This is a genomic window from Paenibacillus sp. PL91 (genome assembly GCF_012935325.2).
In the GTDB taxonomy this organism is placed as follows: Bacteria; Bacillota; Bacilli; order Paenibacillales; family Paenibacillaceae; genus Pristimantibacillus.
The window spans coordinates 198,105-224,532 of sequence record NZ_JABBYG020000006.1; the positions used below are offsets into that span (position 1 = coordinate 198,105).

Sequence of the window (26,428 nt, forward strand, 5' to 3'; positions counted from 1 at the left end):
CAAAAATAAAAAGCAGCGGATTGGACCTTGTAAGAGCGCCCAATTAGCTGCTTTTTAATTATTATTTATATCCATTTATTGTCCGAGCATCGCGATAATTCCAAGCGGAGTAATGAGAATTAAATGTGTAACCTTTATTTATATCATATATGCAATAAATAAATCAACAAAAAAATACAAAAAAACCTTGAATTATATTCCAGGCTGTAGTATCTTCAGTATAGTAAAGTTTAAGGGAGGTGAACGGGAATGGAGAAGATGGCAATGCAAATGATGATGAATATGTGCATGGATGAAATGATGTGCAAGATGAAATCCATGAAGATGATGATGGACATGATGATGGAAATGAACATGATGGACAGCATGGATATGAACATGATGATGATGAAAATGCAAGAGTGCGATGAAATGTCTACGATGATGATGAAAATGATGCGCGATATGGAGCAAGTATCGATGTAATTCTATCCATCTATGAATCTGGCCATTCATAGACTTTGGTAATGATGCTTCATCGGCAGAGCGGATCGCTGCATGCCATCGTTTATAGCTTTACCCTACATAGCTAAGCAGAGCAGATACCTGCATGCAGGCTTTTTTTTATTTGTAGTCCTTTTGTTATTCAACCTCGATCCCTTACTCTAAAGCGCGTAGTGGGCTTTCAGCTTGCTTGCGATCATCACGCGTTGCTGCTTAAACTCCCAAACCTTTTCTCTTAGCTGCTGTTGCTGCTGCTCCGAATGTTGTGCGCTGCGGAGCTGTTCATATATTTCAAGCATTTTACGATTAATGTTATCGAACCGAAGCCATAAATCGACGCGAATGCCATGCTCGATTTCAAGACGAATGTGGTTATCTTTATTATGAAGATTTTGAAGAATTTGCTGCTGCCAATCGGCATCTCCGATTTTCACGGCAAAGTTATATAGATCTAAATAATCATCAATCCATTTTGCTGCTATTTGTTTCTCGGAATACGTCATGCTGGTCAGCTCCAATCTCCGTAATGTTCATATACCTAGTATTATACTCGGAATTAACGGGAATGCAAGGGGTTGTTAAAAAGATTATTAAAAGATCAGACATACGGTTAGAAACTAGGTATGATAAGGTTTATGCTTGTGGTAGCTGACATTGAAAGGAAGGGCGGAATTAAACCCAACCTAAATGATTGGAATTAATCCCGCCACAGCGAGTCGGGTTTGAAATTCAGCAGGAGCCTTGGCTCTTAAGCGCGGCAAAAACAGCAAAGCCATGATACTTGTAAATGCAGTCAGAGTCGGCAAATCCAGCTTCGCGAAGCCATTCAAGCTGATCCTGAACGGTAGCGTTGATATCCACTTTCCGGCGCTCGATAGAGGCTTCAATCGCCTCACTCGATAGGCCGCTTTGCCTAATGGCTGCTTGCCACTGTGTCATGTAATAGTCATCCCAATGCGGTGTCGTGCCAGCCGCTTGATCGGCGTTAACGAAGCTGCCACCGTCCACTAACAGCTCATGAATGCTGCGCAGCAGCGCTCGTTTGGCTGGGTGTGTCAGGTGGTGAATGGACAGCGAAGAGATGACAGCGTCGTATTTTACTGTATACGGGTAGCTAGTATAATCGGCCGCAATATAGCTGACCAGTGGGTCATCACCGAAGCGCGTGCGCGCTTCTTTCAGCATTTCCTCGCTTAGATCGATTAAAGTTAGTGATGCGTTCGGGTATTTGCTGCGTATGAACGAGGAAAATAGCCCGGTTCCTGCTCCTAAGTCCAATATGCGGGGGGCGTCGCCCGCGCAGCTAAGCCAATCGGTTGCGACGCCGTAAAAATCATCAAAGCAGGGTATAAGCTGGCGGCGCTGACGGTCATATTGGGGGGCGACCGCATCAAAATGCTGTTTAACAATATCGCGCATGGAATTGCCTCCTCAAAGTGGATGGTTGAATGCAAGCTGCTGTTTTTCCGTGTTAGGTTAAGTTGTATATTATAGTCGCTTTATTCATAAGTGAAATATATAGAATGAATATACTTTATAGGTTTAAACTATTAAAATAAGGAGGACGGGCAACAAAAAACTGGGTATTGCGCTTCCTGTTCTTTGGTGTTATCATTGGTAAAAAATTTACGATTATCGATGATTTCATACAACAAGCTAAATAGCTTTTACATTCAATGACGAGAAAGAGTACGTTACGGGTCTGATCGAACAGAGAGTTGGGGCAGCTGAAAACCAACGTTCGGGCGCTAGCGGAAAGCCATCTCCGAGAAGCAGGCTGAACGAGAGTAAGCTCTGCCGCATTTCCAGCGTTAACGGGAACATGCATTGATTGATGCATGAGCAGAGTGTTGCGCTTTAAGCGCGAAACTAGGGTGGTAACACGGGTGGAGACTCGTCCCTTTACAGGGATGGGTCTCTTTTTTTGTTTTCTTAATAACCTTTAGGAGGAATATAGGTATGAAAACATGGTCGATGAACGAGATGATTTCCCCGGTAGTACAGCAAATTCCGCCTTCGGGCATCCGCAAGTTTTTTAGCATGGCAGAAGGAAATAAGGATATTATTTCGCTTGGCGTCGGGGAGCCTGACTTCGTAACGCCGGAGAATGTTAGGGCGGCTTGCGTCCGTGCGCTTGAGCTCGGCAAAACCTCCTATACGCCGAACGCAGGACTTCTTGAGCTAAGAGAAGAGATCGCAAGCTATTTGCACAATAGCTTTCAAGTGAAATACGAGCCATCAAATGAAGTGCTCGTTACGGTCGGCGGTAGCGAGGCGATCGATCTTGCGCTGCGGGCTTTAATTGGGCCTGGCGATGAAATCATTGTGCCCGTTCCGAGCTATATTGCCTACTCCCCGATTGCTCAGCTAAATGGCGGGAAAACCATCGAGGTCGAAACGTTCGCGAAGGATGATTTTAAGCTGAAGGCAGAAGCGCTGCAATCCGTGCTTACGCCGCGTTCGAAGGTGCTCATCATTAACTACCCTAACAATCCGACCGGCGGAATAATGACCCTTCAAGACTGGCTGCCGATCATCAAAATTGTGGAGGAAAATAACCTTATCGTCATTTCGGATGAGATCTACGCGGAGCTCACCTATGATGAGAAGCATATAAGCTTTGCTGCTCTGCCGGGAATGAGGGAGAGAACGCTGCTGATAAGCGGCTTCTCCAAAGCTTTTGCGATGACGGGCTGGAGAATCGGCTATGCGTGCGGCCATCGGGATCTGATCGCTGCCATGCTGAAAATTCACCAATACACCGTTATGTGCGCGCCTATCATTGGCCAGATCGCGGCGATTGAATCATTGCGGAACGGTTTAGAGGCGAAGGACATGATGATGGAATCCTATGCACAGCGTAGACGGATGTTCGTGAAGGGCCTTAGGGAAATCGGTCTGCCCTGCCATGAGCCGCGTGGTGCGTTTTATGCGTTTCCGTCGATTGCGCACACGGGTCTTAGTTCCGATGATTTTGCGCAAAAGCTGTTGTTCGATGCTGGAGTGGCTACTGTTCCCGGCCATGTGTTTGGTCTTGGGGGAGAAGGGTTCATTCGCTGCTCCTACGCATCCTCCGTATCCAGACTTACGGAAGCAATCGATCGAATCGATCGCTGCCTGAAGGCTTCCAGCCTGCTGCGGAAATGAAGAAAGGAGCCTGTGCAGGCTCCCTAGTCGTTAAAGTAATAATTATTCGCTTGGAAAATAAATGTGGATCGAGGTGCCCTCTCCCATAGCAGAGCACACCTCAATTCGGCCTTTATGCGCTTCTACGATCATTTTGGCGATGCTCATGCCGAGGCCGGAGCCGTCGCTTGATTCTTCAGTATTGGTGCCGCGGTAATACCTCTCGAACAGGTTGCGTATGGTCTCCTCATCCATGCCTCTTCCGTCGTCGCAGACGCGGATGAATGCTTCATCATTCAACATGCCGCTTGAAACCGTCACTGTGATGCCGGGCTCATTGTGCTTCACCGCGTTGGACAACAGATTATCCATGAGCCGCTGCAGCCATTTTTCATTTCCGTATATGACAATAGGGAGTTCATCTCCCTCGTAGTGGAAATCGACATCCGTGAGGGTGACGTCGTTCACATATTTTAGGATGGATCTTCTGACGAGCTCGCCGAGCTCGATTTCGTTCTTTTCCATGGGCATGGCTCCGCCGTGCTTTAGCTGATAAATATGCGAAAAGTCAGTTATCAGCTCCAGCATATAGTCGCTTTTTTCACGAATCATTTTGCCCATATCCTGAAGCTCCTCAGCGCTCCAGCTCGCAGGCGTGCTCTCCAAAATATAGCCGTAGCCTTGAATGGTGGAGAGAGGTGTACGCAGGTCATGGGAGATGCCGGCCATCCATTCCTCTCTTGTCTTCTCCAGCTGCAGCCGATCTTTCTCCGTTTGCGCCAGCCGTTCAGCCATTAGGTAGAAGGATTCGATAACCTCCCGATAGAGGCGGTAGCGGATGCGCAGCTTGCCGCTGCGGTGGAATACCTTTCGGCGGTCCTTGGGCGTAAGCACCTCTCCATAAAGTCCGCTGCCCATGCGCTCGAACCAGCCAGAGAACAGGATGAGCGGTTGACCGTAACGGTGGCCATGCCAAATGGAGATCGCGAGCGACAGCAGAAGAATCGAGCCTCCCACCAAAATGAAGACGCGTATGATCTCTTTAAAAACGGGCTGCTTGATGAACGTTCCTGGCTCGTTTGGCGTATGCATGATCCAAGTCATCCCGCTAGCAGACGGCTGATATACGGAAATATTGGTGTCGTAATAACCGGGGCTTTGCTGCATGGACAGCACTTCCAAAGGCTCATAAATATTGAAGGCAGAGGATTTATCGCCAATCGTCTGGACGCTGTTGCCTGCTTGATCGACGATCAGCAAATAGCTGTCTGTTTCAAGCAGCTTAGCTAGCAGGACTTCTCTATACTGCTCGTTTACGAGGCCATTTTGCTGATAAGCCGTATACCAAGCTGTTAGCTTCTCTAGCTGCGGGTTCTTGTAGCCGAGCAGATAGAATAGCGGAGTATCATAGGTTTGGTCGAGCTCGCTGTCGACAATATAGGCTCCGTATTTTCCGGTTTGCTGAATCGATAATAGCTGCGTAACCGAATAAGATGCGGGCTGATCGTCAGGCACATTGATGGCAAAAATGGCATTGCCCTTGGGGCCAACGACCTGCAGCCACATGTCGCGCTCTTTAATGAGCTTCGTCCAATGCGCAGGAAGCTTAATCTCGTCATTCTCATAGTAGCTTCCCGTTATGATCGAACTGAGCGCACCGGTATGGAAGTTGCGTTTGAGATCGTCATTCATTAGTTTGCTGATAAGGATAAGGAACAGCACCATCATCGCTATGAAGATAAGGATGGAATAGATAATGAGCTGGTAGGTAAAATGAAAAGCCATTCGGCGCTGGACCTTCATAGGCTTACTGGCTCCTTGGCTAATTTATAGCCTAGCCCGCGAACGGTAAGGAGATGCGTCGGCATGCTGGGATCGTATTCGATCCTCTCCCTTATTCTTCGGATATGAACCATGACCGTATTGTCATCACCCATTCCGTCAATGCCCCATACGGCTTCATAGAGTTGTCCCTTGGAGAAGACGATGCCTGGATTTTTGCAAAAATGCAGCAGCAGCTGAAAAACCTGGGCAGGGCAGGGGACAGATTTTTGATCCACCAATAGCTCGCCGGCTGCCTCATTCAGCTGGAAGCGGCCAAAGCTGTATACTTGCTGAGCGGTTAAAGCCGTTATTGATGGAGGGACATGGCTTGAGGCACCGTCCATTTCACCGATTCGGCGGAGCCGCGCTTTGATACGGGCAGCAATTTCCAAAGGATTAAACGGCTTCGTGACATAATCATCGCCGCCAAGCGCGAATCCGGTTAAAATATCCAGGTCCGATGCTTTGGCGGTCAAAAATATAATATGCGGTTTGCCGAGCTGCCTGATTTTGGAGCACAGCTCAAATCCGCTGCCGTCTGGCAGCATGACATCCAGCAGAACGATGTCTGCGCCGTATCGAGCAATCGTATCGAGTGCCTCTTGGCACGTTCCTGCTGTATAAATATGCTGGAAGCCTTCCTTCTGAAGGACAAGCTGCAGCATTTTGACAATAGACGGCTCATCGTCAACGATAACAATTTTATTCATATTCATCACCCGTTAATATGCTAGCATACAAACCTTAACAGAAGTTGAACGGTGTAGGAAAAAGTTAAGCTGATGTTATAGTTCCGTTTGCCGACTGTTCAAGAAAAGTCATTATGATTGTGGAAGAGGTGATGGAGATGGTTAACCAAATAGAAACAGGAAGCCGGATTCGTATTATTGATGCGATTCGAGGTTTTTGCTTGCTCGGCATATTGATTGCCAATATGATTATTTTTCAATACGGCATTTACGGTAGGGAAGTTATGCGGAATTTCAATCCTTCCAAGCTGGATGATGTGGCGCATCAATGGCTGCTTATTTTAGTGGAAGGCAGTTTTATGCCGATCTTTATGTTCTTGTTCGGGTACAGCTTGTTTAAGCTGAGGGAGAGCTTGGTATCAAAGGGGCTTAAACCGGGAAAACCGTTGGTGCGCCGCTTTCTTATGCTGATGGTGCTTGGCCTGCTGCACACCTTATTGCTGTGGGAGGGCGATATTTTGCTCGCCTACGGGGTAACTGGCTTTTGCTTATTGCTATTTGTAAAAAGGAAGCCAAAGACGCTTATCATTTGGGGCGTCATCTTAAGCGTGCTTCTAGCAGGCATTAGCTACGGGTTAATGGACGACACGCCCGAAGAGAAGGAAAGAATGACGCAGTATGTGGAGCAATCGATTACGGTATATAGCGAGGGAACCTATTTGGAAGTAGTGGATTTTCGAATGAATGAAGATCCGCTGGGTTTGCCATTGGGCGCTATAATTGTCATTATTTTATCAATGCCGTTGATCATGCTTCCGATGTTTTTGTTCGGCATAGCGGCTGCCAGCAAGAAGTGGTTTCATAACCCGAAGCGGGAAAGGCGCCGATATATTTGGGCAACCGCCATCCTGCTGCCGCTTGGCCTGCTGCTTAAGAGCTTAGCCGTGCTGCTGTCGGAAGGGGCTTGGAATGATGTATTGACTACGCTTGGGGCAGAATTGCTGGCGCTTGGATATATATTTGGGCTGGCGCTCGTGTTGTCCTTCTTATCGAAGCGCTCGATTTTCATTTCGGCATTCGAGGCGGTGGGGCGGATGTCTATGACGAACTATTTGATGCAGACGGTTATTTGTACCACTTTATTTTACGGCTATGGCTTTGGGTGGTTCGGTCAAATCGGAGTGTTAAATGGCTTGCTGCTTGCGATTCTCATCTATGCCCTTCAAGCGGTCGCGTCCAGCTATATATTGCGAGTGTTCAAAAATGGCCCGCTAGAGCGGCTGCTGCGGATGTGGACGTATTGGTCGTTTAGCGGTAAATCACGGACTTCGCGGAAAGCAACAGATCAGGTGGATGTAAATGTGGTTGCGTAGGGTGTTATTAATGGAGTAAATGGTTAATGGTAAGCAAAATATTACAGCCAAAGCTAAAGGAGCGACTTATGCAGTCGGCTCCTTTTTTGTTGAAAAGCGTGTTATGGGTTGGCAAATTGGCGGATTGGCACTGAAAGGCTGCATTGCCTACTCAGAGCTAACAAATTGAATGTCGATCGTTTTGGTGGAGGCGGTTGCGAACGCAAGCAGCTTAGCGCCTTCCGCTTGCAGCGCCTCTCGATCCGCAGAGCTCAGCGGCTCAAAAGGCTGGATGATCAAAGTAGCTGACTGGCGGTTTTGTTCTATTTTCCACGTGCCGCTTACGAATCCGTCTATAAGAAAGGTAGCTCGAATGATGCCGTTTATCGTAAACACAAGCGCTTTGTGCTTCTCGCTAATAATTCGGCTTCGGTCAAAGTAAGAGAGCAGCATGTTGTCGAATTCGGATAGAAATCGCGGCGGTGAGACTGTGTCGGAAGGGGGCAAGGGAGCGCCCGGCAGGTCGAAGAGCTCATTGCCTTGCTCATCTGAGAAGGTACGGAGTCGCGGACGCATATTCTCGACTGTCTCACGAAGCTTGCCCAGACCTGACCATATTTGCATGTCTTTAACGGAAGAAGGGCCAAAGGCGGCTAAGTAGCGCAGCAGCATATCTTCTAATGAGGGCGAAGCAGCCAAAGACTTGCCAAGCCAAGCTTCCGCAGAGGTATGCTTCGCTTGGCCGCTAGACCACCATATTCCGCGTGGCGGCACTTGAATAAGCGGGACAAATGTCCGAATCACATTGCTGAGGGTCGCTGGATCAATGTTCGGCCATGTCTCTCCGAGCAGCTTGCCTAGCTCGGTTGGGGTGCGCGGCTGCTCCTCCACAAGCGCGCGTCCTGCTGCGCTAACCGCTTTCAAGTCTACGCCGTGGAGTTCTTTGCCGTAAGAACTGAGGAGACCTTTCTCAATTGCCGGTTGAATCAAGGGACGCAGGGCCAGACAATCGCGTGCGCTGACCAAATGGATCGTTGAGCGCATAAGGGCGATACGAACCACTTGCCGATCCTTTATAAGCGCAGAAAGCTGCTCCTGCCGAAAGTCCTCAAGCCGTGTCCATAGGGCAAAATAGGGCGGATTAGGCGCTTGCGCTTGGATCGCAACTAATTTTTCGATTGCTTCCAGCACGGAAAGGCACGAGCGACGCAGCAGCATTTGCCTCTCCAGCAGAGCGCGATTAAGCTCGCGTTTACTTAAAATGGGCGCTGTTGCAGTATTTGAAGCGGTATTTGAATCGGTATTTGAAGTAGTATTTGAAGCAGTCTGTGCATGCTGAGACTTAGCTGTAGCCATGCTGCAATCTCCCCCTCAATCATCCATTCTCATCATTATTAACTTAATAATAATGGATCAACCCTGACAGCATTATGTCAGTGTTGAATGTTCATGAGGAAATATATGAATGAATTTTTTCCTCTGTCCGCTGATACAGGGATACACTTGCGCTGCATTAGCGAAGTGGCGCATAGCTTTTCCAATGATCCTCCAACCAGCTCATAGAATCGTATGTCTCTTCCGTTAATAATTGGCCTAAGCAGTTTTTTTGTTACAAGCGAATGAAGTCTGATTCGTGAGGTGCGGAAATTCAATTGTAAATGGTTTTGGACATCTTTTGGGCGTATTTTGCGTCCTAGTGACCAAGCTAGTTGGAGTACTTCCCGGTCTTTATGGCTCAGTTGATGATCAGAGTCGCTGCGAATGAGGTGAGGAGCCAGTGCTACTTGAAGCAGCATGCGGCAGATTTCAGGACGCCGCTGTACATCATCAAACGTGAAGTGGAGCATTCGCCAGCCCATGCCAGTTGAAAAGTTATCTCGATTCACAGCGTAGCTATGCTTTTCTCTATCCATATCTTTGATATGGCTTTGAAAACCGTCGCACTTCAAGCCAAAGCGGCCAAACTCCGGAAGGAAGGCGAAGTCGAGAAGTTGAGATTTGCGGTTCCAATCATAGATTTCATATTCTGGATGCAGATTACGGAATGTGCCAAAGAGCGGCCACCATACGTTTTGCAGCAGCAGCTTTTCGGCGAAACCATGCCCCCTTACTAACCGACCCTTGCGTTCCCCAGAGCGATGCAACTCATGATATTCGAGAAACTCGCGATAGCTATGTTCAAATTCATTCATCCCAACCATCCTCCTTCAGAAAATAAAAAAACGCCCTAAAGCCACGTGGGTGGCACTAGGACGTCGTTCTTCGTCTGCTTAAAGTATATAACATTCAACCTTGGGGGGACCAAGTCAAATGTTGCGAACTGTTGCACAACAAGCTTCCAGCTAAAGCTCCGCACTCCGCACTGAAGCTAGCGGGCACCTTCCCGCCTATCAAAGCAAAAAAAGCGTAAACCGTGTGAGACCATCATTATTCCTTAATGTTTCCAGCCTGCTTCAACCGCTTTGCGATTGCCTTGAACTCCTCGGCGGAAATGCCGGGTGCAAATTCCTCTTCGACCGCAGGCGCTTCTGGAATCGGAAAGCCTTTTGGCGAGCCTTGGATCACTTCGAGCGGAAGGTCATCCTCAGGATGCGTTCCTTTCCAGATCTGATCGATCGCGGTAAAGTCACTGTCACTCCATGTGTATAGCTTCGTATGCACGCCTTTTTCTTCGTATTTCCTTGCCTCGTTGAACGATTTGTTGCTGAGGGATGGAATAGGCACTAGCTTGGTGACATTTACGCCTGTTGCGATCTCCAAAGCTTTGGCATAAGCAACCACGTGAACGCCGCCCCGAACGAGGAGGAATCCAACGACTGCGCGCGCTGCCGGATGATCCGTCATTTCGTATACTTTCATTTTGTGCGTCCTTGCTCCGCATTCGAGGAAGAAATTATGAAGCAAGTCTTCCACTAGATTGCCGCTGTTAAACACATTGGCACCTGTCCATGGATTGCCCATGGAGTCGAACGGCATGGCGCCTTGAGCGCCGGCAAGAAAGTGATAAGACAAACGCGCGTCTTTAGCAGAACCGAGCGGAGTGTCATCGGGCTCTTTATAGTCTGTTGAACCTCTCAAGCATTTGTTGATCGCATGGGAAACGAGCTCGACGTGTCCTAGCTCCTCCGCCGTTATGCTCATCACCAAATCGTAGAAAGGTTTAAGCTTCTCCTTGGAACGGAAATTAAAAGATTGATACAGGTAATTGTTTAACGTTGACATTTCTCCGAACTTTCCGCCAAGCAGCTCCTGTACGGCAGCCGCGGCATTTGCATCCGGCTTCTCGACATCCGGGATCTCGATCATGATTTCATCCATGCGTTTAAACATTAATTTCTCAACCTCCTAAGTATGAACTAGCCTTACCTTAGTAGATTTAAACTTGACTAGAGACGGTTAAACAGCATTCGATAAAAAGCAGAGTGCTGCACAGGGAATCTGGCGGAAAATGTAAAGGGTTGCAACCAAAAACGCCGTAGCCGTTCCATTCCGACGCCTGTTTATGTTATTTTTATAGGAATAATACCCATTCATATAGAAGAGGAAGTGAAGCATATGACTACGCAATCGAAAGAGTGGATCTTGCACTCGGTTATTTTCAGCTTGAAGCATGAGCAGGGCTCAGAAGCTGAGCGTCAGTTTTTGGAGGATGGACAGCGTATTCTTACATCTATTCCAACCGTATCGAACTTTCAAGTCTATAAGCAGGTAAGTGGAAAAAATGAATATCGCCACGGCTTCGCGATGGAGTTTGCGAATCAAGCGGATTACGAAGCGTATAACGAGCATCCGCTTCACGTGCAATTTGTTAACGAGCGCTGGGTGACGGAAGTTGAAAAGTTTCTAGAAATCGACTATCAAAAATAGAATTACGATTGATGATTTGGTCGAAACGACATATAATGAGCGTAATAGAGTGCACATTTTCGAACAAATATGAACGAAATGGGAAGAGGGACTAACAGATGAAAAAGCTTAAAGTGCTGCAGCAGCTAACGGAAGCGGGCGTTGTGGCGGTATTGCGCGCAGACTCGCCAGAAGAAGTAGTGGAAATGTCGCGCCGCGCGATCAAGGGCGGTATTAAAGCGATTGAAATTACGATGACGGTACCTTTTGCGCTTCGTGCAATCGAGCAATTATCGAAGGAATATTCAAGCGACGTATCTCCTGAAGCGGACAACTTCGCGATTATCGGCGTTGGCACCGTGCTTGACCCGGAGACAGCGCGCGCTGCCATACTAGCAGGGGCTGAATACGTCGTATCGCCTGCACTTAACCCGGATACAATCAAGCTGTGCAACAGATATTCGATTCCGATTTTGCCAGGCACGATGACCATTCACGAAATTCAAACCGCGCTTGAGCTCGGTGTAGATATCGTAAAGCTATTCCCAGGCAATCTGTACTCGCCAAGTGTAATTCCTTCTATAAAAGGCCCGCTGCCGCAGGCTAACGTGATGCCGACTGGCGGCGTCTCGCTCGACAACTTGAAGGATTGGATCAAAGCAGGCGCAGTTGCAGTCGGCATTGGCTCCGATTTGACAAAGGATGCAGTAAAAACCGGAGACTTCTCGCTCATTGAGAAAAAAGCAGCCGCCTACATCGCCGCGTACCGCGAAGCGAAAGGACTGTAATCGGAAACCCCTGATGGAGAGTAAACGCCTCTATCGGGGGTTTTTCATCACCTTTCTACCATTTTATTCCACGATAAAACCTTAGGAGGATATTTATCCCATGCTTTCTATTGACCAAATTCGAATTCGTGATCCGTACATACTCGTAAGTGAACAAGAGCAATGCTATTACCTCTACGGAACAACCGACCACAACGTGTGGTCAGGCCCGGGAACCGGCTTCGATACGTACAAAAGCACCGATCTAGAGCAATGGGACGGTCCATATCCGGCTTTCCGTCCTGCGCCGGGCTTTTGGGCGGATCATCATTTTTGGGCGCCTGAGGTTTATTTTCACAATAACAGCTATTATATGTTCGCTTCCTTTAAGTCGGAGGATAAGCGCCGCGCAACGCAAATTTTAAAAGCAGACAGCCCGATTGGTCCGTTTGAGCCGATTAGCAGCAAGCCAGTCACGCCGCCCGATTGGGAGTGTCTGGACGGTACGCTGCACATTGACGAGAATGGCGCGCTTTGGATGGTATTTTGCCAGGAGTGGGTGCAGGTGAAGGATGGGAAAATGTGTGCGATTCCTCTAACAGAGGATCTGAGCGAAGCAGCAGGAGAGCCGATTACGCTATTCGCAGCCTCGGAAGCGCCTTGGACGGTTGCGGGTGGAGAAGACAAGAACGTATTTGTAACAGACGGCCCTTTCCTATTCCGAAATAAAGCAGGCGAGCTGTTGATGTTATGGTCAAGCGGCTCGAAGAATGGCTATGCGATCGGCATTGCACGTTCGGAATCAGGCAGTATTAAGGGACCATGGAAGCAGGATGACGAGACGCTGTTTCCAGAGGACGGCGGACATGGCATGCTGTTCCGCTCACTGGATGGCAAGCTGATGCTGGCCATGCATACGCCGAATAATCAGCCCGACGAGCGGGCGGTATTTATTGAGGTAGAAGAGAATGGCTGCACGCTGCAGAGAAAATAAGAAGCGCGGCATTTTCGGGAAAACGTACGCAGCAGTTATTTCTTAGCTCGAATAATGTTCGAATTCCTGTCAATTGTTTGCGATCTTCCAATCGTTTTGGGCATGATTGCTTGATTCTCAGCTAGATTAGCGTTATAACAGAAACAGGGTCATGAAGTGACAAACCAAATGGTTAAAGGAGTCGTTCAATTAATGGATTACCGGATTGAGAAGGACACGATGGGTGAAATTCAGGTTCCTGCGGACAAGCTTTGGGGAGCGCAAACACAACGAAGCCTGCAAAACTTTAAAATTAGCGGAGAGCGCATGCCGATTGAGGTCGTCTACGCGATGGCTTACATCAAAAAGGCTGCCGCTCAGGCGAATGAGAAGCTCGGTGTGTTGGATGCAGCAAAATCGGCTATTATAGGTGAAGCGGTAGACGAAATCGTAGCAGGCAAATGGGATGACCATTTCCCGCTCGTTGTATGGCAAACAGGCAGCGGCACGCAAACGAACATGAACGTGAATGAGGTTATCGCAAACCGTGCGAACGGGCTTTTGGCTGAACGCGGCAGCGATGTGCGCATTCATCCGAATGATGACGTTAATCGCTCGCAAAGCTCGAACGATACATTCCCTGCCGCTATGCATATCGCAGGCGTTATCGCGCTGGAGAACCGCTTGCTTCCATCGCTTGATTTGCTTAATGGCACGCTTCGCGCGAAAGCGGAGAAGTTTAACGATATCGTAAAAATCGGCCGTACGCATCTTCAGGATGCTACGCCAATTACGCTTGGCCAAGAAATCAGCGGCTGGTATTCGATGCTGGACAGAACGCGCGCTATGCTTGTACAAAGCGTAGATACGATGCGCGATCTAGCGCTTGGCGGCACGGCTGTTGGAACAGGCCTTAACGCGCACCCTGATTTTGCGGTGGCGGTTGCGGCAGAAGTAACGGCTCTTACAGGCAAAACGTTCGTGACAGCGGAAAACAAATTCCACTCGCTCACAAGCCACGATCAAATCGTATACACGCATGGCGCTGTAAAAGCGCTCGCTGCTGATTTGATGAAAATCGCCAATGATGTAAGATGGCTCGCAAGCGGCCCCCGCTGCGGCATCGGCGAAATCTCGATTCCTGAGAACGAGCCGGGCAGCTCTATCATGCCAGGTAAAGTAAACCCAACACAAAGCGAAGCTTTGACGATGGCCGTATGTCAAGTTATCGGAAACGATACAGCTATTTCGATGGCGGCAAGCCAAGGCAACTTCGAGCTGAACGTGTTCAAGCCTGTCATTATTTATAACTTCTTGCAATCGGTAGCTTTGCTGGCTGATGGCATGGTTTCGTTTAACGACAACTGCGCGATTGGCATTGAGCCGAACGAAGCGGCAATCAAGCGCAATCTTGATCAATCGCTCATGCTCGTTACCGCGCTTAACCCGCACATCGGCTACGAGAATGCAGCTGCCATTGCGAAGAACGCACACAAAAAAGGACTTACGCTCAAGGAATCGGCTATCGCAAGCGGCTTGCTCACTTCCGAGCAGTTCGATGAGTTTGTTCGTCCAGAGAATATGATCGGAAAACGTTAATACAAGCAAAGGGCCGGCGCCCGTCACGTGATGACGAAGCGCTGGCCCTTTTGCTATGTGGCGAGGTTTATTTCAAATAGCTGTCTATGATTGCTTTAATTTGCTGGACTGTCCGCTCAAGCGATAGGTTCTCTATCACATGCTCACAAGATTTGCGATAGGTGACCTCTTCCGTGTAATGGCGCAGGTAGCTGTCGATCACCTCGTATGGCGTGCCTTTGCTCTCGAGCCGCTCGGATACTGTGTTCTTATCGACGTAGAGGAAGATGCGAATGGCGCGGTCACCATACTGCTTGCGAATCGTATCCGAGCCATCGCGATTTAAAATGAGATAGACGCTATTGCCGGCTTGGTGAGCCATATCCAGATAGCGCTTGCCGATTCCGTAGCGGTATTGGTCGATTTTGACCGATTCGGTGAATAGGCCTTCCGCTTGCATCTGATCGAATTGCTCTTTGCTTACGTAGCGATAGTCCATATCGGGACGCTCTTTGTCACGCGGCGGCCGATCTGTGCAGGAGGGGATATGCGCGATGCCGGTTCCTTGCAGGGCTTTGTGCGCCGCGGTCTTGCGGCCGGAACCACTGGTGCCGGTAAATATAAATAAATAAGGTTTACCCATGCGGAATCACTCCTTCCTCGTACTCGTTATATCGGCCTATGGGAGCATCTTTATGATTGCTAATTCATGCAGGCGATAAAGGGTCTTCCCAGGCCGCCTCCAAGTGAAGATAGAGCCTTTTTGTGGTATGATACGAGAGGCTGCAATTGCAGCTATACTATTCGAAAAAGTAGGTTTGCCTTATGCATTTATTGTCTGTTGAACATATAACGAAGAGCTATGGCGAGAAGCTGTTGTTCGAAAATGTCACGTTTGGCGTAGAGGATGGCGATAAAGTCGGCATCATCGGCGTGAACGGTACTGGGAAATCAACCTTTCTCAAAGTAATCGCGGGCCTTGATACAGCGGATTCGGGCACCGTGTCAATTGGCAACCGGGTTACGGTAAGAATGCTGGCGCAGGACCCTGTGTTCGCTCCTAATGAAACGACGCTGGAGCACGTGCTTGGCGGAGATTCGCCGCAGCTAAGAGCCGTTCAGGCGTATGCGGCTGCGATGGAAGCGATCGAGCTGAAGCCGAGTGATGAAGCGCTGCAGGAGAAGCTGATCAAGGCGAATCAGCTTATGGATGAGCTGGATGCCTGGCAGCTGGAGAGCGACGCGAAGATGGCGCTGTCCAAGCTTGGCATCTATGATTTTGAAGCGAAGGTGGAGACGCTCTCGGGCGGTCAGCGCAAGCGTGTCGCCATGGCGGCTGCGCTATTGCTTCCGTCGGATGTGCTCATTCTGGACGAGCCTACGAACCATATCGATAACGATTCGGTGGCGTGGCTGGAAGGCATGCTGCAAAAGCGCAGAGGCGCGCTTCTCATGATTACGCATGATCGCTATTTCCTCGATCGTGTCAGCAACCGGGTCATTGAACTGGATAAAGGACAGGCCCACTTTTACCAAGCGAACTACAGCCGCTTTCTAGAGCTGAAGCTTGACCGTGAGGAACGCGAAGCGGCAACGGAGTCGAAGCGGCAAAACCTGCTGCGCAATGAGCTGGCTTGGATTAGACGAGGCGCTAAGGCGAGAACGACCAAGCAGAAGGCGCGTATCGATCGGTTCGAGGCTCTCAAAGCGGATGCGCCTAAGCAAGCGGGCGGCAAGATGGACGTATCCGTTGCTTCAACAAGGCTGGGACGGAAAATCGTTGAAATCGAAGACGTTACGAAACGCTTCGGCGACCGTACGCTCATTCGTGACTTTAGCTATATTGCCGTTCCTGAGGATCGTGTCGGAATCGTTGGGCGCAACGGAAGCGGGAAGTCTACGTTGATGAAGCTCATTACCGGCCAGTTAACGCCGGATGAAGGGACGGTCGAGCTTGGCGCAACCGTTAAGCTGGGCTGGTTCTCGCAGGAGCATGAGGAAATGGATCAATCGCTGCGCGTGATTGAATATATTCGCGAGGGCGCAGAGCAGGTAAAAACAGGGGACGGCACAACGATATCGGCTGCTCAAATGCTGGAGCGTTTCTTGTTCTCGCCAACGATGCAGTGGACACCGATCTCCAAGCTGTCCGGCGGCGAGAAGCGCCGCTTGCAGCTGCTGCGCGTATTAATGAATGCGCCGAATGTGCTGCTGCTGGATGAGCCGACGAATGATTTGGATATTTCGACCTTGACCGTGCTGGAGGATTATTTGGATGATTTCCCGGGAGTCGTGTTTGTCGTCTCCCATGATCGTTACTTCCTAGACCGTACGGTGGACAAGATTATTGCATTCGAAGGCGATGGCGTTATTGCTCACCACACTGGCAATTACTCGGATTATCAGGCGTTTGTCGAGAAGCATGGCCATGTTGCGCCAGCGACTGCCGCTTCTCCAAAACAGGCAGCAGCTGTTGATTCCAGCAGTAAGGCAGCGCCTGCGGCGAAGTCGACAGGCGGCAAAGAGCGTGCGCTCAAAATGTCCTACAAGGAGCAAAGGGACTTTGAGCAAATTGACGGCTGGATTGAGGAAGCGGAAACGTCACTGGCTGATGTTGCTGTCCGTATGGAAGAAGCAAGCAGCGATTCCGGGCGATTGCAGGAGCTAATGGCGGAGCAGCAGCAGCTGGAAGAAAAGCTGGAGCAGTTGATGGACCGCTGGGCAGAGCTTAACGAATTGGCTGAGCAGATTGCTTCTCAGAAGTAAAATTACAGGCTGGAGTAAAGAAAAAGTATGCTGCAGCATATGCGCTTGAAATTATATTAACAGCATTAATATTGGAGAGAGGCGGTATGATTCATGAGCAAAAGCGATATTCGCAACATTTATTGCATTGGTCGTAATTATAGACTTCACGCATTGGAGCTGGGCAATGAGGTGCCTGAGGAGCCGCTCGTATTCACGAAGCCGTCTCATGCCGTCGTTCCGATGGCGGGTAACGTTGTCGAGCTGCCTGGAAATGTGGGCGAGGTGCATTTTGAGCTGGAAATCGTGCTAAGAATCGGCCGAGCTTACGAGCCGGGCATCGATACCGAGCTTTGTATTGATGGTATGGCGCTTGGGCTCGATCTAACGCTGCGCGACGTACAATCCAAGCTGAAAGCGAAGGGACAGCCGTGGCTTGCTGCCAAAGGCTTCAAAGGCTCGGCTCCGCTTGGCGAATGGCTGGCGTATCCGGGTGCAGCAGCACTTGCTGAGAACGAATTTGTTCTGCTTCGCAACGGGGAAGAAGCGCAGCGCGGAAAAGCAAGCGATATGCTGTTTAGCGTCTCCGAGCTGATCAAGTACGTAGGCGAGAACTACGGGCTTGGCGCCGGCGACATCCTGTACACGGGAACGCCAGCGGGCGTAGCTGCTTTGCATGAGGGCGACCAGTTGCAAGCATTATGGGCGGGTACGTCTGTAGGCAGCTGTAGTGTGACGCTTGTTTAAAATTCAGGCTGTTAATGAGTTAGATGATTAAGTTAAATATCGAACGGACAGTTCTTCCTGCTAGGAAGAACTGTTTTTGTTATGCAGCATTTTGGAGACTATAGGAAAGCAAACGAGGATGCCCCAGGAGCGATTTTGCTCCTGAGACACCCTCGTCTTATGCTGTAGCCGCTTATTTACCGTTAAATGCGCTCAGCATCCACACATGCTTCTCAAGCGTTGTATGAATGGCTAGAAGCATATCGGCCGTCGTTTCGTCATCAGCCTTTTGAGCAGCTTCCATGCCTTCCTTCAGCTCGCCGATAATCGTCGTGAAATCCTTAATTAATTGATCGACCATTTGCGTAGCATCCTCTTTATTGGAAGCTTCTTCAATGCTTGAGGTTTTCAAATAATCCTTCATGGTTGCGATTGGCGTGCCTTTCACCGCTAGCAGACGCTCCGCAATCTCATCTACGTGAAGTGCGGCCTCTTCATAAAGCTCTTGGAACTTCGCATGCAACGTAAAAAACTGGGAGCCCTTCACATACCAGTGGTAATTATGAAGCTTGATGTAAAGCACGCTCCAGTTGGCGATTTGGCGGTTCAAATGTTGTTGTACGGTTGTGTTTGTTTTAGTTGTTGTTGTCATGATAATCATCCTTTCTGATGGTAGTCTGCGCTATTTGCAGTCTGCGAATACGAAAATGGTAATGTTGATTGTAGGTGGTGTTAGTGATTTAGACTAACTCCTTGTTTATAATTATTACAAACTAGAAGAGGTTTGTCAATATTAATACACCGATTTCTTAGAAATGAAACAGGATGATGATTATTTCTTAAATGATGGAGGCTATATGCTGAAACAATTCGGATGTACTCGTATAGATTCGTACGGCCTTAGCTTAAATGGGGGAGGAGTTAGCTAATACAGGAATGGCCAAGGTGACATCAATTCTAATGCATCTCCTTGCTGCCGTTCCTTATTGCAGCTGCTAATGCAGGAGTCTCTCACCAATCAGCATGCCCAAACTAACAGAAACCTCTCATCCCGCCGGACTTTTCAATTTTAAGCTAATTCTGCTGCATTTCTGCGGTGCGGCTCCTCATTTAGGTAGTCATGTTAGGTTTCTGTAGTAGTTTCTGCAATGGAACGATGTAATGCCGTGACTTAACAAAAGAAAGCCGACGGTCAAAATCTACCGTCGGCTTTCTTTTGTTATTATACTCGCGCAGCCTCTGCTGCCTTAATCTCCGCTTCCGCAAGCATGAAGATCGTTAAGATAAACATTGCATGCGACCAGGTAAGAGGGACTACCCATGCCGTTTCACCGGTGTTTTTGTCCACCTGCTCGGGGAGCAAGCCTGTTTCTGTGCGGTGATCGATCGCCCACTTCAGCAATTGCTTCGCTTCGTCGATGCTTCCGGTTTCAATGCGATAGTGAGCAAGCCATAAAGTAGTGAGAATCCATGGATTGCCTCCGATATAGATGTCATCCTCATAGCGCTTGATCCCGCCTACGCCAGGCACGGTCAATGCGGCTTCTACTGCATCAGCGGTACGACGCATACGGTCATGGTCTGCTGGAACGGCGCCGAAAGGAACCGCAATGCCGAGCAAGCTGACATCAATGACTGGATCGTGGTTTAGGGTATGCTTTTGGTAGCCTTTGATGCTATCCGATACAAAACCCGTAGCACCCGAAGCAATCGCTTGCTCATATTTGCCAGCTTGAACGGTAAGATTTACGCCGCGGTAAAACCGTCCGCCTTCTTCATTCCAGCACAGCTCATTAATCGATGCCGAAATCCGCTCTGCCGCGGCCTTCCACTCGGCTGCAAGCTTAAGGCTGCCTGCTAGCTCCGCAAAGCTGGCAGCTGCCGTCAAACCGCCATATACAGCGGCAGAGGAGTACGTATGAGATGCTTCACGTTCTTCCCACAGGTCGATGCTCGGTTTAGGCAATCCGCTCTCCGCGTCTAGGAAGCCCATCAGGAAGGAAGCGCCTTTCTCCACGGCAGGCCATACCTGCTTGGCAAAAGAATGATCCTTCTGCTCCAAATGATGCTGCCACATTCCCCAGATGATCGACGAGCCTTCATCAATTTGAAGTCCCCAGGATGGAGCGAGGCTGCCATCATGATAATGTCGCTGCTGCCATGAGCCGTCAGGCGATTGCGCAGTAAGCGTCCAAGCATAGAAGCTGTCGGATAGCGCGCCAAGACCTGCTTTATCAAGCGCGGTCGTAATGAATGCGGCATCTCGGCCCCAACAATACGAATAGCCCCCGCAGCGCACAAAATTTTCATCGAATTCCGGAGCTGCAATGATGCTGCCGGTTTCCTCATCGGACATGAGCTTAAACATAAGCAAGGAACGGTCATATAAATCAGAAATTTCGGCGTCAGGAATAGGACAAGGTGCAGCCTCAGCCAAAAATTCATTCCAGTAAGCCGACGTTTCGGCGATCCATTCCGAGCTTGGCTTGCTTTTTGCAGTCCGCATTTGTTGCAGCACGCTTTCTTCGTCATGACCAGCTGTTATATAGACGGGAATGGAAACAGATGCACCAGCCGCTAACTCATCGATGCGCCATTTTAAAGCGCCGTCTGGCCTCATATCAATGTTTTTGCCATTTAACTCGCCTTGCCCAGCTAACTCCCAAGCAAGTCCAGATTGGTATCCTGTGCACACGTTTGCACTTGAAAGCGCAAAATAGTACTTATGGCGAAAGTGAACCAACGAGTCGTTAGCGGCATTAAACATCGTCGTATTGTATAGCTGATTCTCGCTGACTAGGAAGGAAGAATGAACGATAAATGAGAAGGAAGCAGGCTGATCGCTGCTGTTCGTGAATGTATATTCACGAACGATAATATCTTGGCCAGGAACAGCAAAATGGACGCTTCCTACTTGAATGGGCTGCTGCTCGGAACGAGCGCTAACGTCAAAAATGTTGGTTTTGTCCACATATTTAGCCTCATGCTTCCAGCCATCCGACTCTTCATCAAACCAAGATACGGGGGATTGATCCCGCTGAATGCCGGTGCGAATAGCATCCACATGCTGCGGCAAATCAATGTTTGGCCACCACAGGCGGTACATTTTGCCTGTGCGGCCAAGCGATGCGAGAAACTTGGAATTGCCGATAATGGCATCCACTAAAAACGGTTTTTTATTTGACATGCTGTCAACTCCTTTTGGATACGGTTTGAATAGAAGATTCGCGAACGATCAGCCTGTGCGGAATGATCATGCGGTTCTGGTGCACGCTTTCCTCTTGAATGAATCGGATTAACATTTGAGAAGCGGTGTAGCCAAGCTGGTAAGTTCCAATATCGATAGAGCTGATTGGAGGCGTTGCAAGCTCGGATAGGGCGATGTTATTGAAGCTTACAATGCTGAGATCATCGGGAACCTTGTAGCCCAGCTCTGTTAAGCCTCGCAATACGCCGAAGCCGACAACATCGTCAATAACGACAAGGCCGCTAGGCCGCTCGGGCAAACTCATCATAAATGACATCGCGCGATAGCCGCTTTGCTGCAAAAACTCGCCTTCCACGATCCATTCCGATTTAACGGTCAGACCTGCCTCTTGCATCGCTCTGCGATATCCTTGCATCCGGTCATGCGCAACGGTCAATGAAGGAGGACCGCTGACGAAGCCGATTCTTTCATGGCCTTGTAAAATTAAGTGCTGAGTAGCATCATAGGCTGCTTGTTCGTTGTTATTGTCGACAGATAGGATGTTAGGACGATCCTCCGTACGGCCAATTAAAACAGTAGGAAAGTTATGTTTGTTCAATAGATCGATTAAGGGGTCATTAACCCTGGAGGATAGCAAAATCACGCCGTCAACTCTGCGTCCGAACACAAGGCGGGAAATCGTTTCGGTCTCATCGCTTGGAGAGGTGGCAGCAGTAAGCAGCATATCGTAGCCTGCACGCGTGGATTGAGTTAGTATTCCGCGAAGCAGCTCTCCGAAGAAAAAATCCTGGAAAAGCTCTTCTGCAGGACGAGGCAGCATAATGGCTAATGTCTGGGTGGTCTTGGATACTAGGCTCTTCGCCATTACATTCGGATGATAGCCCATATCCTCCATTATTCTTTTTACCTTTTGGGTAGTTGCCTTACTTATACGAGGGTGGTTCGAAACGACCCTGGATACAGTAGAGGGCGATACACCGGCTGCTTTTGCAATATCTTTAATGGTTACCATATATATTTGAGCCCCCATCGCGCAATCATTTGTGCATGTGCTAATATGCTTCATCCTAATGCAACTGTTGTCTAAAAGTAAATATATATCTTAGGAAAGCGATATACAAATGATAAAAAACTGAAACAAATAGAGAAAATAGGCGAAAATGAAAGCTAACGTATTATTTATATGGAAAATTGAACTGTGCAAACGTTTTAACAAACTGTATGCACTGTTGTATGATGAAACCACGATTAGAACGCTTACAAGACAATTTTATAGTCTTAAAAAAGGGTGAAACGGTTAATTAGCCGATTTCACAGCATTTTCTAGCGGTTCTTGTACAAACGTTTGCGCGGATGATGCTCTATGCTTTTTATTGGCGTGGCGTATCTCATTGTTTCGCCTATTGTTTGTATGAAGCTGGCATTTTATGAAAATGGGCTAAAGGAATTGTTTGGAAGGCGCTAGTTCAAAAAAAGGCATGAAGCACATTATGGAGGGGGATTACCTAGCATGAAAAAGTGGTTTGTAATGTCATTAATCGTAGCTTTGTTTATTGTTTCCGCATGCGGCGGATCGAACAAGGGCGGCAACGCAGAAAGTGCTGGAAATGCAACGAATGCTCCAGCGAACAATACAGCGGGCAACACGAATGAAGGTGCTGCTGCAGCTGAAGAGATCGTTCCTGAAGAGGGCGCAACGCTTCTAGTATGGGAAAGTAAAGAAGAGCGTCCATTCGTTGAAGCAATCGCGAAGGAATTCACGGAAAAATACGGCATTGAAATTAAATTCGAGGAAATCGGCGCAGGCGATCAAGTTAACAAGCTGGTAACAGACGGACCTGCCGGTTTGGGCGCAGACGTTGTATTGTTCCCGCATGATAACCTTGGTAAAGCTGTAACGGCTGGTTTGATTTTGCCAAATGATTACTACGAAGAGCAATCCAAAAGCGCGAACTCAGAAATCGCTGTAAATGCGGTAACGTATGACGGCGTACTATACGGCTACCCGCGTTCGGTTGAGACATATGCGCTATTTTATAACAAAGCTCTAATCAAAGAAGCTCCAAAAACGTTCGATGAGGTTGTAGCGTTCTCCAAAACGTTCAACGATACGAAAAACAACAAATACGGCTTGATGTGGGATGTAGGTAACTTCTACTTCAGCTACCCGTTCATCTCCACTGGCGGCTATGTATATGGCGATAACGGTCAAAACAAAGAAGATATCGGCCTTAACACAGAAGGCGCAATCGCTGGCCTGAAATACTACGGTTCCCTGAAAGACAGCATCTTGCCTTTGAACTCCGGTGATATCAACTACGATATCAAAAAAGGCTTGTTCATTGGCGGTACGCTGGCAATGGATATTAACGGTCCTTGGACGATTGGCGATTACAGAAACGCAGGAATTGATTTCGGCGTAGCTCCATTGCCAAGCATTAACGGCCAACCGGCTTCTTCCTTCTCTGGCATTAAAGCTTGGTATGTTAACTCATTCTCGAAATTCCCGAACGCAGCTCGTCTATTCTCCTACTATGCTTCGACTAAAGAAGCGCAGTTGAAAAACTTTGAGCTGACAGGCGCGATTCCTGCGAACATTGAAGCAGCAGCAGATTCTACTGTACAAGGCAACGAAGTTGTTAAGGGCTTCCTGGAGCAGTTTAACCAATCGACGCCAATGCCATCCATTCCTGAGATGGGCAACGTTTGGAGCCCGATCGGCGCAGCTTTCGCTGACGTATGGAACTCCGGCAAAGACGCAAAAGAAGCGCTCGACAATGCCGTTCAACAAATTAAAGACGCTAACAATGGCGCAGCAACAGCAAAATAATAGCATTTAATCGGGCTTGCCCGCCGAATCCATTCGGCGGGTAAACCGATGTCTATAAGCCGTAACTTTCCGTACAGATACAGCAGGATGTTTTTTTATATGAAAGGAAGGGAGCCAGGCGGGATGAATCGTCATCGCAGCACCGCGGCTATATTGTCGTTACTCGTAATGGGTCTTGGCCAATTGTATAACCGCCAAATAATAAAAGGTTTAATTATGCTCGCTGTCGAAGCGGCAGCGCTTATGTATTTTATCCCGAATTTAGGGAGAGCTATCTGGGGCATTGTAACACTCGGGGACAAAACGCAAGGTCTTGAGAAAATAGGCAAAATCAGTGTTCGGGTAGAAGGAGATCACTCGATCTTTCTATTAATAAGCGGATTAATTACGTTAATTTTATTCATACTTTTTGTCATTATCTATGTTATGAATATCCGCGATGCATATCGGAACGGCAAGCAAAGAGATGAAGGAGTCATGCCTGCAAGCTTCAGCCAAACGCTGGCACATTTGACGGATCGTAATTTTCCGCACTTGATGCTTACGCTGCCGGCGCTGGGCGTTTTGTTTCTAACCATCATGCCGATTATCTTCATGGTCATGCTTGCGTTCACCAACTATGCGTCGCCTGATCATATTCCGCCAGCAAAGCTGGTTGACTGGGTAGGCTTTCAAACATTTGCTAACCTGCTGACGCTCAAGACATGGAGCCATACCTTCGTGGGCGTATTTACGTGGACGATTGTATGGGCGATTATCGCAACGGTAACGACCTATTTCGGCGGTTTGCTCGTTGCTTTGCTTATTGAACAGAAGGGGATTCGTTTTAAAAAGCTTTGGCGGACGCTGTTCATCATTCCGTACGCGATTCCGCAGCTTATTTCTTTGCTCGTTATGAAAAACTTGTTCAACGGACAATTTGGTCCGATCAACCAATACCTAGGCTACTTCGGAATGGGCAAGCTGCCTTGGCTCACTGATCCCTTTTGGGCGAAGGTCACGGTTATTATCGTTAATATGTGGATTGGTATTCCGGTATCGATGGTTCTAATTCTCGGCGTATTGACTGCTATTCCTAAAGACTTGTATGAAGCGGCTGATGTAGACGGCGCGACTGGCATCCAGAAATTCCGTATCATTACGCTGCCGTTTGTTTTGTTCTCTACCGCTCCGATTCTCATTACACAATTTGCAGGCAATATGAATAACTTTAACGTTATTTTCTTGCTGACGAACGGTGATCCGGTAAAAGGGGATTATCAGTACGCGGGCAGCACCGATTTGCTCGTAACCTGGCTGTATAAGCTTACGCTGAACAATAGCCAATTCAATATGGCATCTGCGATCGGCATCATAATCTTTATCATCGTGGCGTCGTTCTCCATTTACAACTATCGCCGCTCGCGGTCATTTAAAGAGGAGGATATGATTCAATGAAAATGGGCCGCAAAACCGCAAATGTTGTGCGTCTGACGCTTAGCTATATCATTCTGATCGGTATAGCGATCTGTGCCGTCTATCCTGCTCTTTGGGTGCTGCTTTCCTCGCTTCGGCCGGGTACGGCTCTATTTAGCGAAAGTCTCATTCCGGATACGTTCACTTTGGTTCACTATAAAGAGTTGTTCACGAGCCCAAGCTTCCGTTATGGGGTTTGGTATATGAACACTTTAAAAATTGCGACGCTGACGATGATCTTCTCTACGATCCTAGTCACGCTCAGCATGTACGCATTGTCGCGCTTCCGCTTCCGCGGGCGCAAAATGACGCTGACGATTATGCTTGTACTCGGCATGTTCCCGGGCTTCATGAGCATGATCGCAATCTTCATCTTCTTGCTGCAGCTTAACCTGCTCGATACGCATGCGGCGCTCATTATCGTATATTCAGCGGGCTCAGTGCTTGGAGGCTTCGTTGTCAAAGGGTTCTACGATACCATTCCGCGGAGCCTCGATGAAGCGGCTCGGATCGACGGCGCGTCCCATCTTCAAGTATTTGTGAAAATTATGCTTCCACTGTCGCGTCCAATGCTGACCTATGTGGCGCTGACTTCGTTCGCTGGCTCATGGGTGGACTTTATCTTTGCGAGACTGGTGCTTCGCAGCAAAGACAACTGGACGCTCGCTGTCGGCATGTGGGACCTCGTTAATTCCTACCAGAACAGTAACTTTACGCTGTTCGCTGCGGGCGCGGTTTTGATTGCGATTCCGATCACGCTGTTGTTCGTCTTCCTCCAGCGCTTCCTTGTACAAGGGCTGATGTCCGGCGCTTCGAAAGGATAAGA

23 protein-coding genes and 1 other annotated feature are annotated in these 26,428 nt (G+C 48.6%); of the genes, 12 read left to right on the forward strand and 11 right to left on the reverse strand.

All coding sequences use genetic code 11. The features are described from left to right. The first annotated feature begins 249 nt into the window (after positions 1 to 249). Positions 250 to 465, forward strand: coding sequence for a hypothetical protein (locus HI950_RS16165; protein ID WP_053372772.1), 216 nt, complete (start codon positions 250 to 252; stop codon positions 463 to 465). Positions 466 to 644: 179 nt separating this feature from the next. Here HI950_RS16165 and HI950_RS16170 read toward each other — a convergent pair whose 3' ends face one another. Then, positions 645 to 986: a hypothetical protein gene (locus HI950_RS16170; protein WP_169085900.1), complete on the reverse strand. Its 342-nt coding sequence runs from the start codon at positions 984 to 986 to the stop codon at positions 645 to 647. A gap of 226 nt (positions 987 to 1,212) precedes the next feature. Then, a complete protein-coding gene (locus HI950_RS16175) occupies positions 1,213 to 1,902 on the reverse strand; it encodes a class I SAM-dependent methyltransferase (RefSeq protein ID WP_169085902.1) in 690 nt (229 codons plus the stop codon). Between the two features lie 248 nt (positions 1,903 to 2,150). After that, positions 2,151 to 2,388, forward strand: a binding site (T-box leader). Positions 2,389 to 2,442: 54 nt separating this feature from the next. Between HI950_RS16175 and HI950_RS16180 the strand changes: the two genes are divergently transcribed. Beyond that, positions 2,443 to 3,630 (forward strand): aminotransferase class I/II-fold pyridoxal phosphate-dependent enzyme, encoded by a 1,188-nt coding sequence (locus tag HI950_RS16180; protein ID WP_317618385.1) that lies wholly within the window; start codon positions 2,443 to 2,445, stop codon positions 3,628 to 3,630. A 42-nt stretch (positions 3,631 to 3,672) separates the two neighbouring features. On the opposite strand, the gene HI950_RS16185 is transcribed toward HI950_RS16180, so the two are convergent. Together HI950_RS16185 and HI950_RS16190 are read right to left on the reverse strand one after the other, a co-directional pair. Continuing rightward, positions 3,673 to 5,412 carry a sensor histidine kinase gene (locus HI950_RS16185; RefSeq protein ID WP_169085904.1) on the reverse strand — a complete coding sequence of 580 codons (1,740 nt, stop codon included), beginning with the start codon at positions 5,410 to 5,412 and terminating at the stop codon, positions 3,673 to 3,675. Next, positions 5,409 to 6,149 (reverse strand): response regulator transcription factor, encoded by a 741-nt coding sequence (locus HI950_RS16190; RefSeq protein ID WP_169085906.1) that lies wholly within the window; start codon positions 6,147 to 6,149, stop codon positions 5,409 to 5,411. The genes HI950_RS16185 and HI950_RS16190 overlap by 4 nt, the downstream gene beginning before the upstream one ends. Before the next feature lie 131 nt (positions 6,150 to 6,280). Here HI950_RS16190 and HI950_RS16195 point away from each other — a divergent pair, with 131 nt between their 5' ends. Continuing rightward, on the forward strand, positions 6,281 to 7,495 hold the full coding sequence (locus HI950_RS16195; RefSeq protein WP_169085908.1) for a DUF418 domain-containing protein: 1,215 nt from the start codon (positions 6,281 to 6,283) through the stop codon (positions 7,493 to 7,495). A 147-nt stretch (positions 7,496 to 7,642) separates the two neighbouring features. On the opposite strand, the gene HI950_RS16200 is transcribed toward HI950_RS16195, so the two are convergent. The 3 genes from HI950_RS16200 to HI950_RS16210 form a co-directional block, all read right to left on the reverse strand. Further along, positions 7,643 to 8,830 (reverse strand): winged helix DNA-binding domain-containing protein, encoded by a 1,188-nt coding sequence (locus HI950_RS16200; protein WP_169085910.1) that lies wholly within the window; start codon positions 8,828 to 8,830, stop codon positions 7,643 to 7,645. Positions 8,831 to 8,907: 77 nt separating this feature from the next. Then, entirely contained in the window at positions 8,908 to 9,666 is a 759-nt protein-coding gene (locus HI950_RS16205) for a hypothetical protein (protein ID WP_223285316.1), read from the reverse strand. Positions 9,667 to 9,901: 235 nt separating this feature from the next. Continuing rightward, positions 9,902 to 10,804 (reverse strand): manganese catalase family protein, encoded by a 903-nt coding sequence (locus HI950_RS16210; RefSeq protein ID WP_169085912.1) that lies wholly within the window; start codon positions 10,802 to 10,804, stop codon positions 9,902 to 9,904. A 225-nt stretch (positions 10,805 to 11,029) separates the two neighbouring features. Between HI950_RS16210 and HI950_RS16215 the strand changes: the two genes are divergently transcribed. The 4 genes from HI950_RS16215 (at position 11,030) to fumC (ending at position 14,659) form a co-directional block, all read left to right on the forward strand. Further along, entirely contained in the window at positions 11,030 to 11,341 is a 312-nt protein-coding gene (locus HI950_RS16215; protein WP_169085915.1) for a Dabb family protein, read from the forward strand. Between the two features lie 98 nt (positions 11,342 to 11,439). Further along, on the forward strand, positions 11,440 to 12,108 hold the full coding sequence (locus HI950_RS16220) for a bifunctional 2-keto-4-hydroxyglutarate aldolase/2-keto-3-deoxy-6-phosphogluconate aldolase (RefSeq protein WP_169085917.1): 669 nt from the start codon (positions 11,440 to 11,442) through the stop codon (positions 12,106 to 12,108). A 100-nt stretch (positions 12,109 to 12,208) separates the two neighbouring features. Continuing rightward, complete coding sequence (locus HI950_RS16225; protein ID WP_169085919.1) at positions 12,209 to 13,081, forward strand: glycoside hydrolase family 43 protein; 873 nt, start codon at positions 12,209 to 12,211, stop codon at positions 13,079 to 13,081. 192 nt (positions 13,082 to 13,273) lie between these two features. Next, positions 13,274 to 14,659, forward strand: a complete 1,386-nt coding sequence (fumC, locus tag HI950_RS16230; RefSeq protein ID WP_169086116.1) for a class II fumarate hydratase — start codon at positions 13,274 to 13,276, stop codon at positions 14,657 to 14,659. Positions 14,660 to 14,726: 67 nt separating this feature from the next. On the opposite strand, the gene HI950_RS16235 is transcribed toward fumC, so the two are convergent. Continuing rightward, positions 14,727 to 15,281: a guanylate kinase gene (locus HI950_RS16235; RefSeq protein ID WP_169085921.1), complete on the reverse strand. Its 555-nt coding sequence runs from the start codon at positions 15,279 to 15,281 to the stop codon at positions 14,727 to 14,729. 182 nt (positions 15,282 to 15,463) lie between these two features. Between HI950_RS16235 and HI950_RS16240 the strand changes: the two genes are divergently transcribed. Continuing rightward, positions 15,464 to 17,404, forward strand: a complete 1,941-nt coding sequence (locus HI950_RS16240; protein WP_169085923.1) for an ABC-F family ATP-binding cassette domain-containing protein — start codon at positions 15,464 to 15,466, stop codon at positions 17,402 to 17,404. 93 nt (positions 17,405 to 17,497) lie between these two features. After that, positions 17,498 to 18,130: a fumarylacetoacetate hydrolase family protein gene (locus HI950_RS16245; RefSeq protein WP_169085925.1), complete on the forward strand. Its 633-nt coding sequence runs from the start codon at positions 17,498 to 17,500 to the stop codon at positions 18,128 to 18,130. 172 nt (positions 18,131 to 18,302) lie between these two features. Here the strand turns inward: HI950_RS16245 and HI950_RS16250 are convergent, their stop codons facing one another. The 3 genes from HI950_RS16250 to HI950_RS16260 form a co-directional block, all read right to left on the reverse strand. Then, positions 18,303 to 18,761, reverse strand: a complete 459-nt coding sequence (locus HI950_RS16250) for a Dps family protein (RefSeq protein ID WP_169085927.1) — start codon at positions 18,759 to 18,761, stop codon at positions 18,303 to 18,305. Positions 18,762 to 19,331: 570 nt separating this feature from the next. After that, positions 19,332 to 21,296 (reverse strand): glycoside hydrolase family 15 protein, encoded by a 1,965-nt coding sequence (locus HI950_RS16255; protein ID WP_169085929.1) that lies wholly within the window; start codon positions 21,294 to 21,296, stop codon positions 19,332 to 19,334. Positions 21,297 to 21,300: 4 nt separating this feature from the next. Then, positions 21,301 to 22,329, reverse strand: coding sequence for a LacI family DNA-binding transcriptional regulator (locus HI950_RS16260; RefSeq protein ID WP_169085931.1), 1,029 nt, complete (start codon positions 22,327 to 22,329; stop codon positions 21,301 to 21,303). 498 nt (positions 22,330 to 22,827) lie between these two features. On the opposite strand from HI950_RS16260, the gene HI950_RS16265 reads away from it, so the two are divergent. From HI950_RS16265 to HI950_RS16275, 3 genes are all read left to right on the forward strand, one after another. Next, positions 22,828 to 24,147: a sugar ABC transporter substrate-binding protein gene (locus HI950_RS16265; protein WP_169085933.1), complete on the forward strand. Its 1,320-nt coding sequence runs from the start codon at positions 22,828 to 22,830 to the stop codon at positions 24,145 to 24,147. A 123-nt stretch (positions 24,148 to 24,270) separates the two neighbouring features. Next, on the forward strand, positions 24,271 to 25,584 hold the full coding sequence (locus HI950_RS16270) for a carbohydrate ABC transporter permease (protein WP_169086118.1): 1,314 nt from the start codon (positions 24,271 to 24,273) through the stop codon (positions 25,582 to 25,584). A gap of 2 nt (positions 25,585 to 25,586) precedes the next feature. After that, positions 25,587 to 26,426, forward strand: a complete 840-nt coding sequence (locus HI950_RS16275; RefSeq protein WP_169086120.1) for a sugar ABC transporter permease — start codon at positions 25,587 to 25,589, stop codon at positions 26,424 to 26,426. Positions 26,427 to 26,428: the final 2 nt, after the last annotated feature.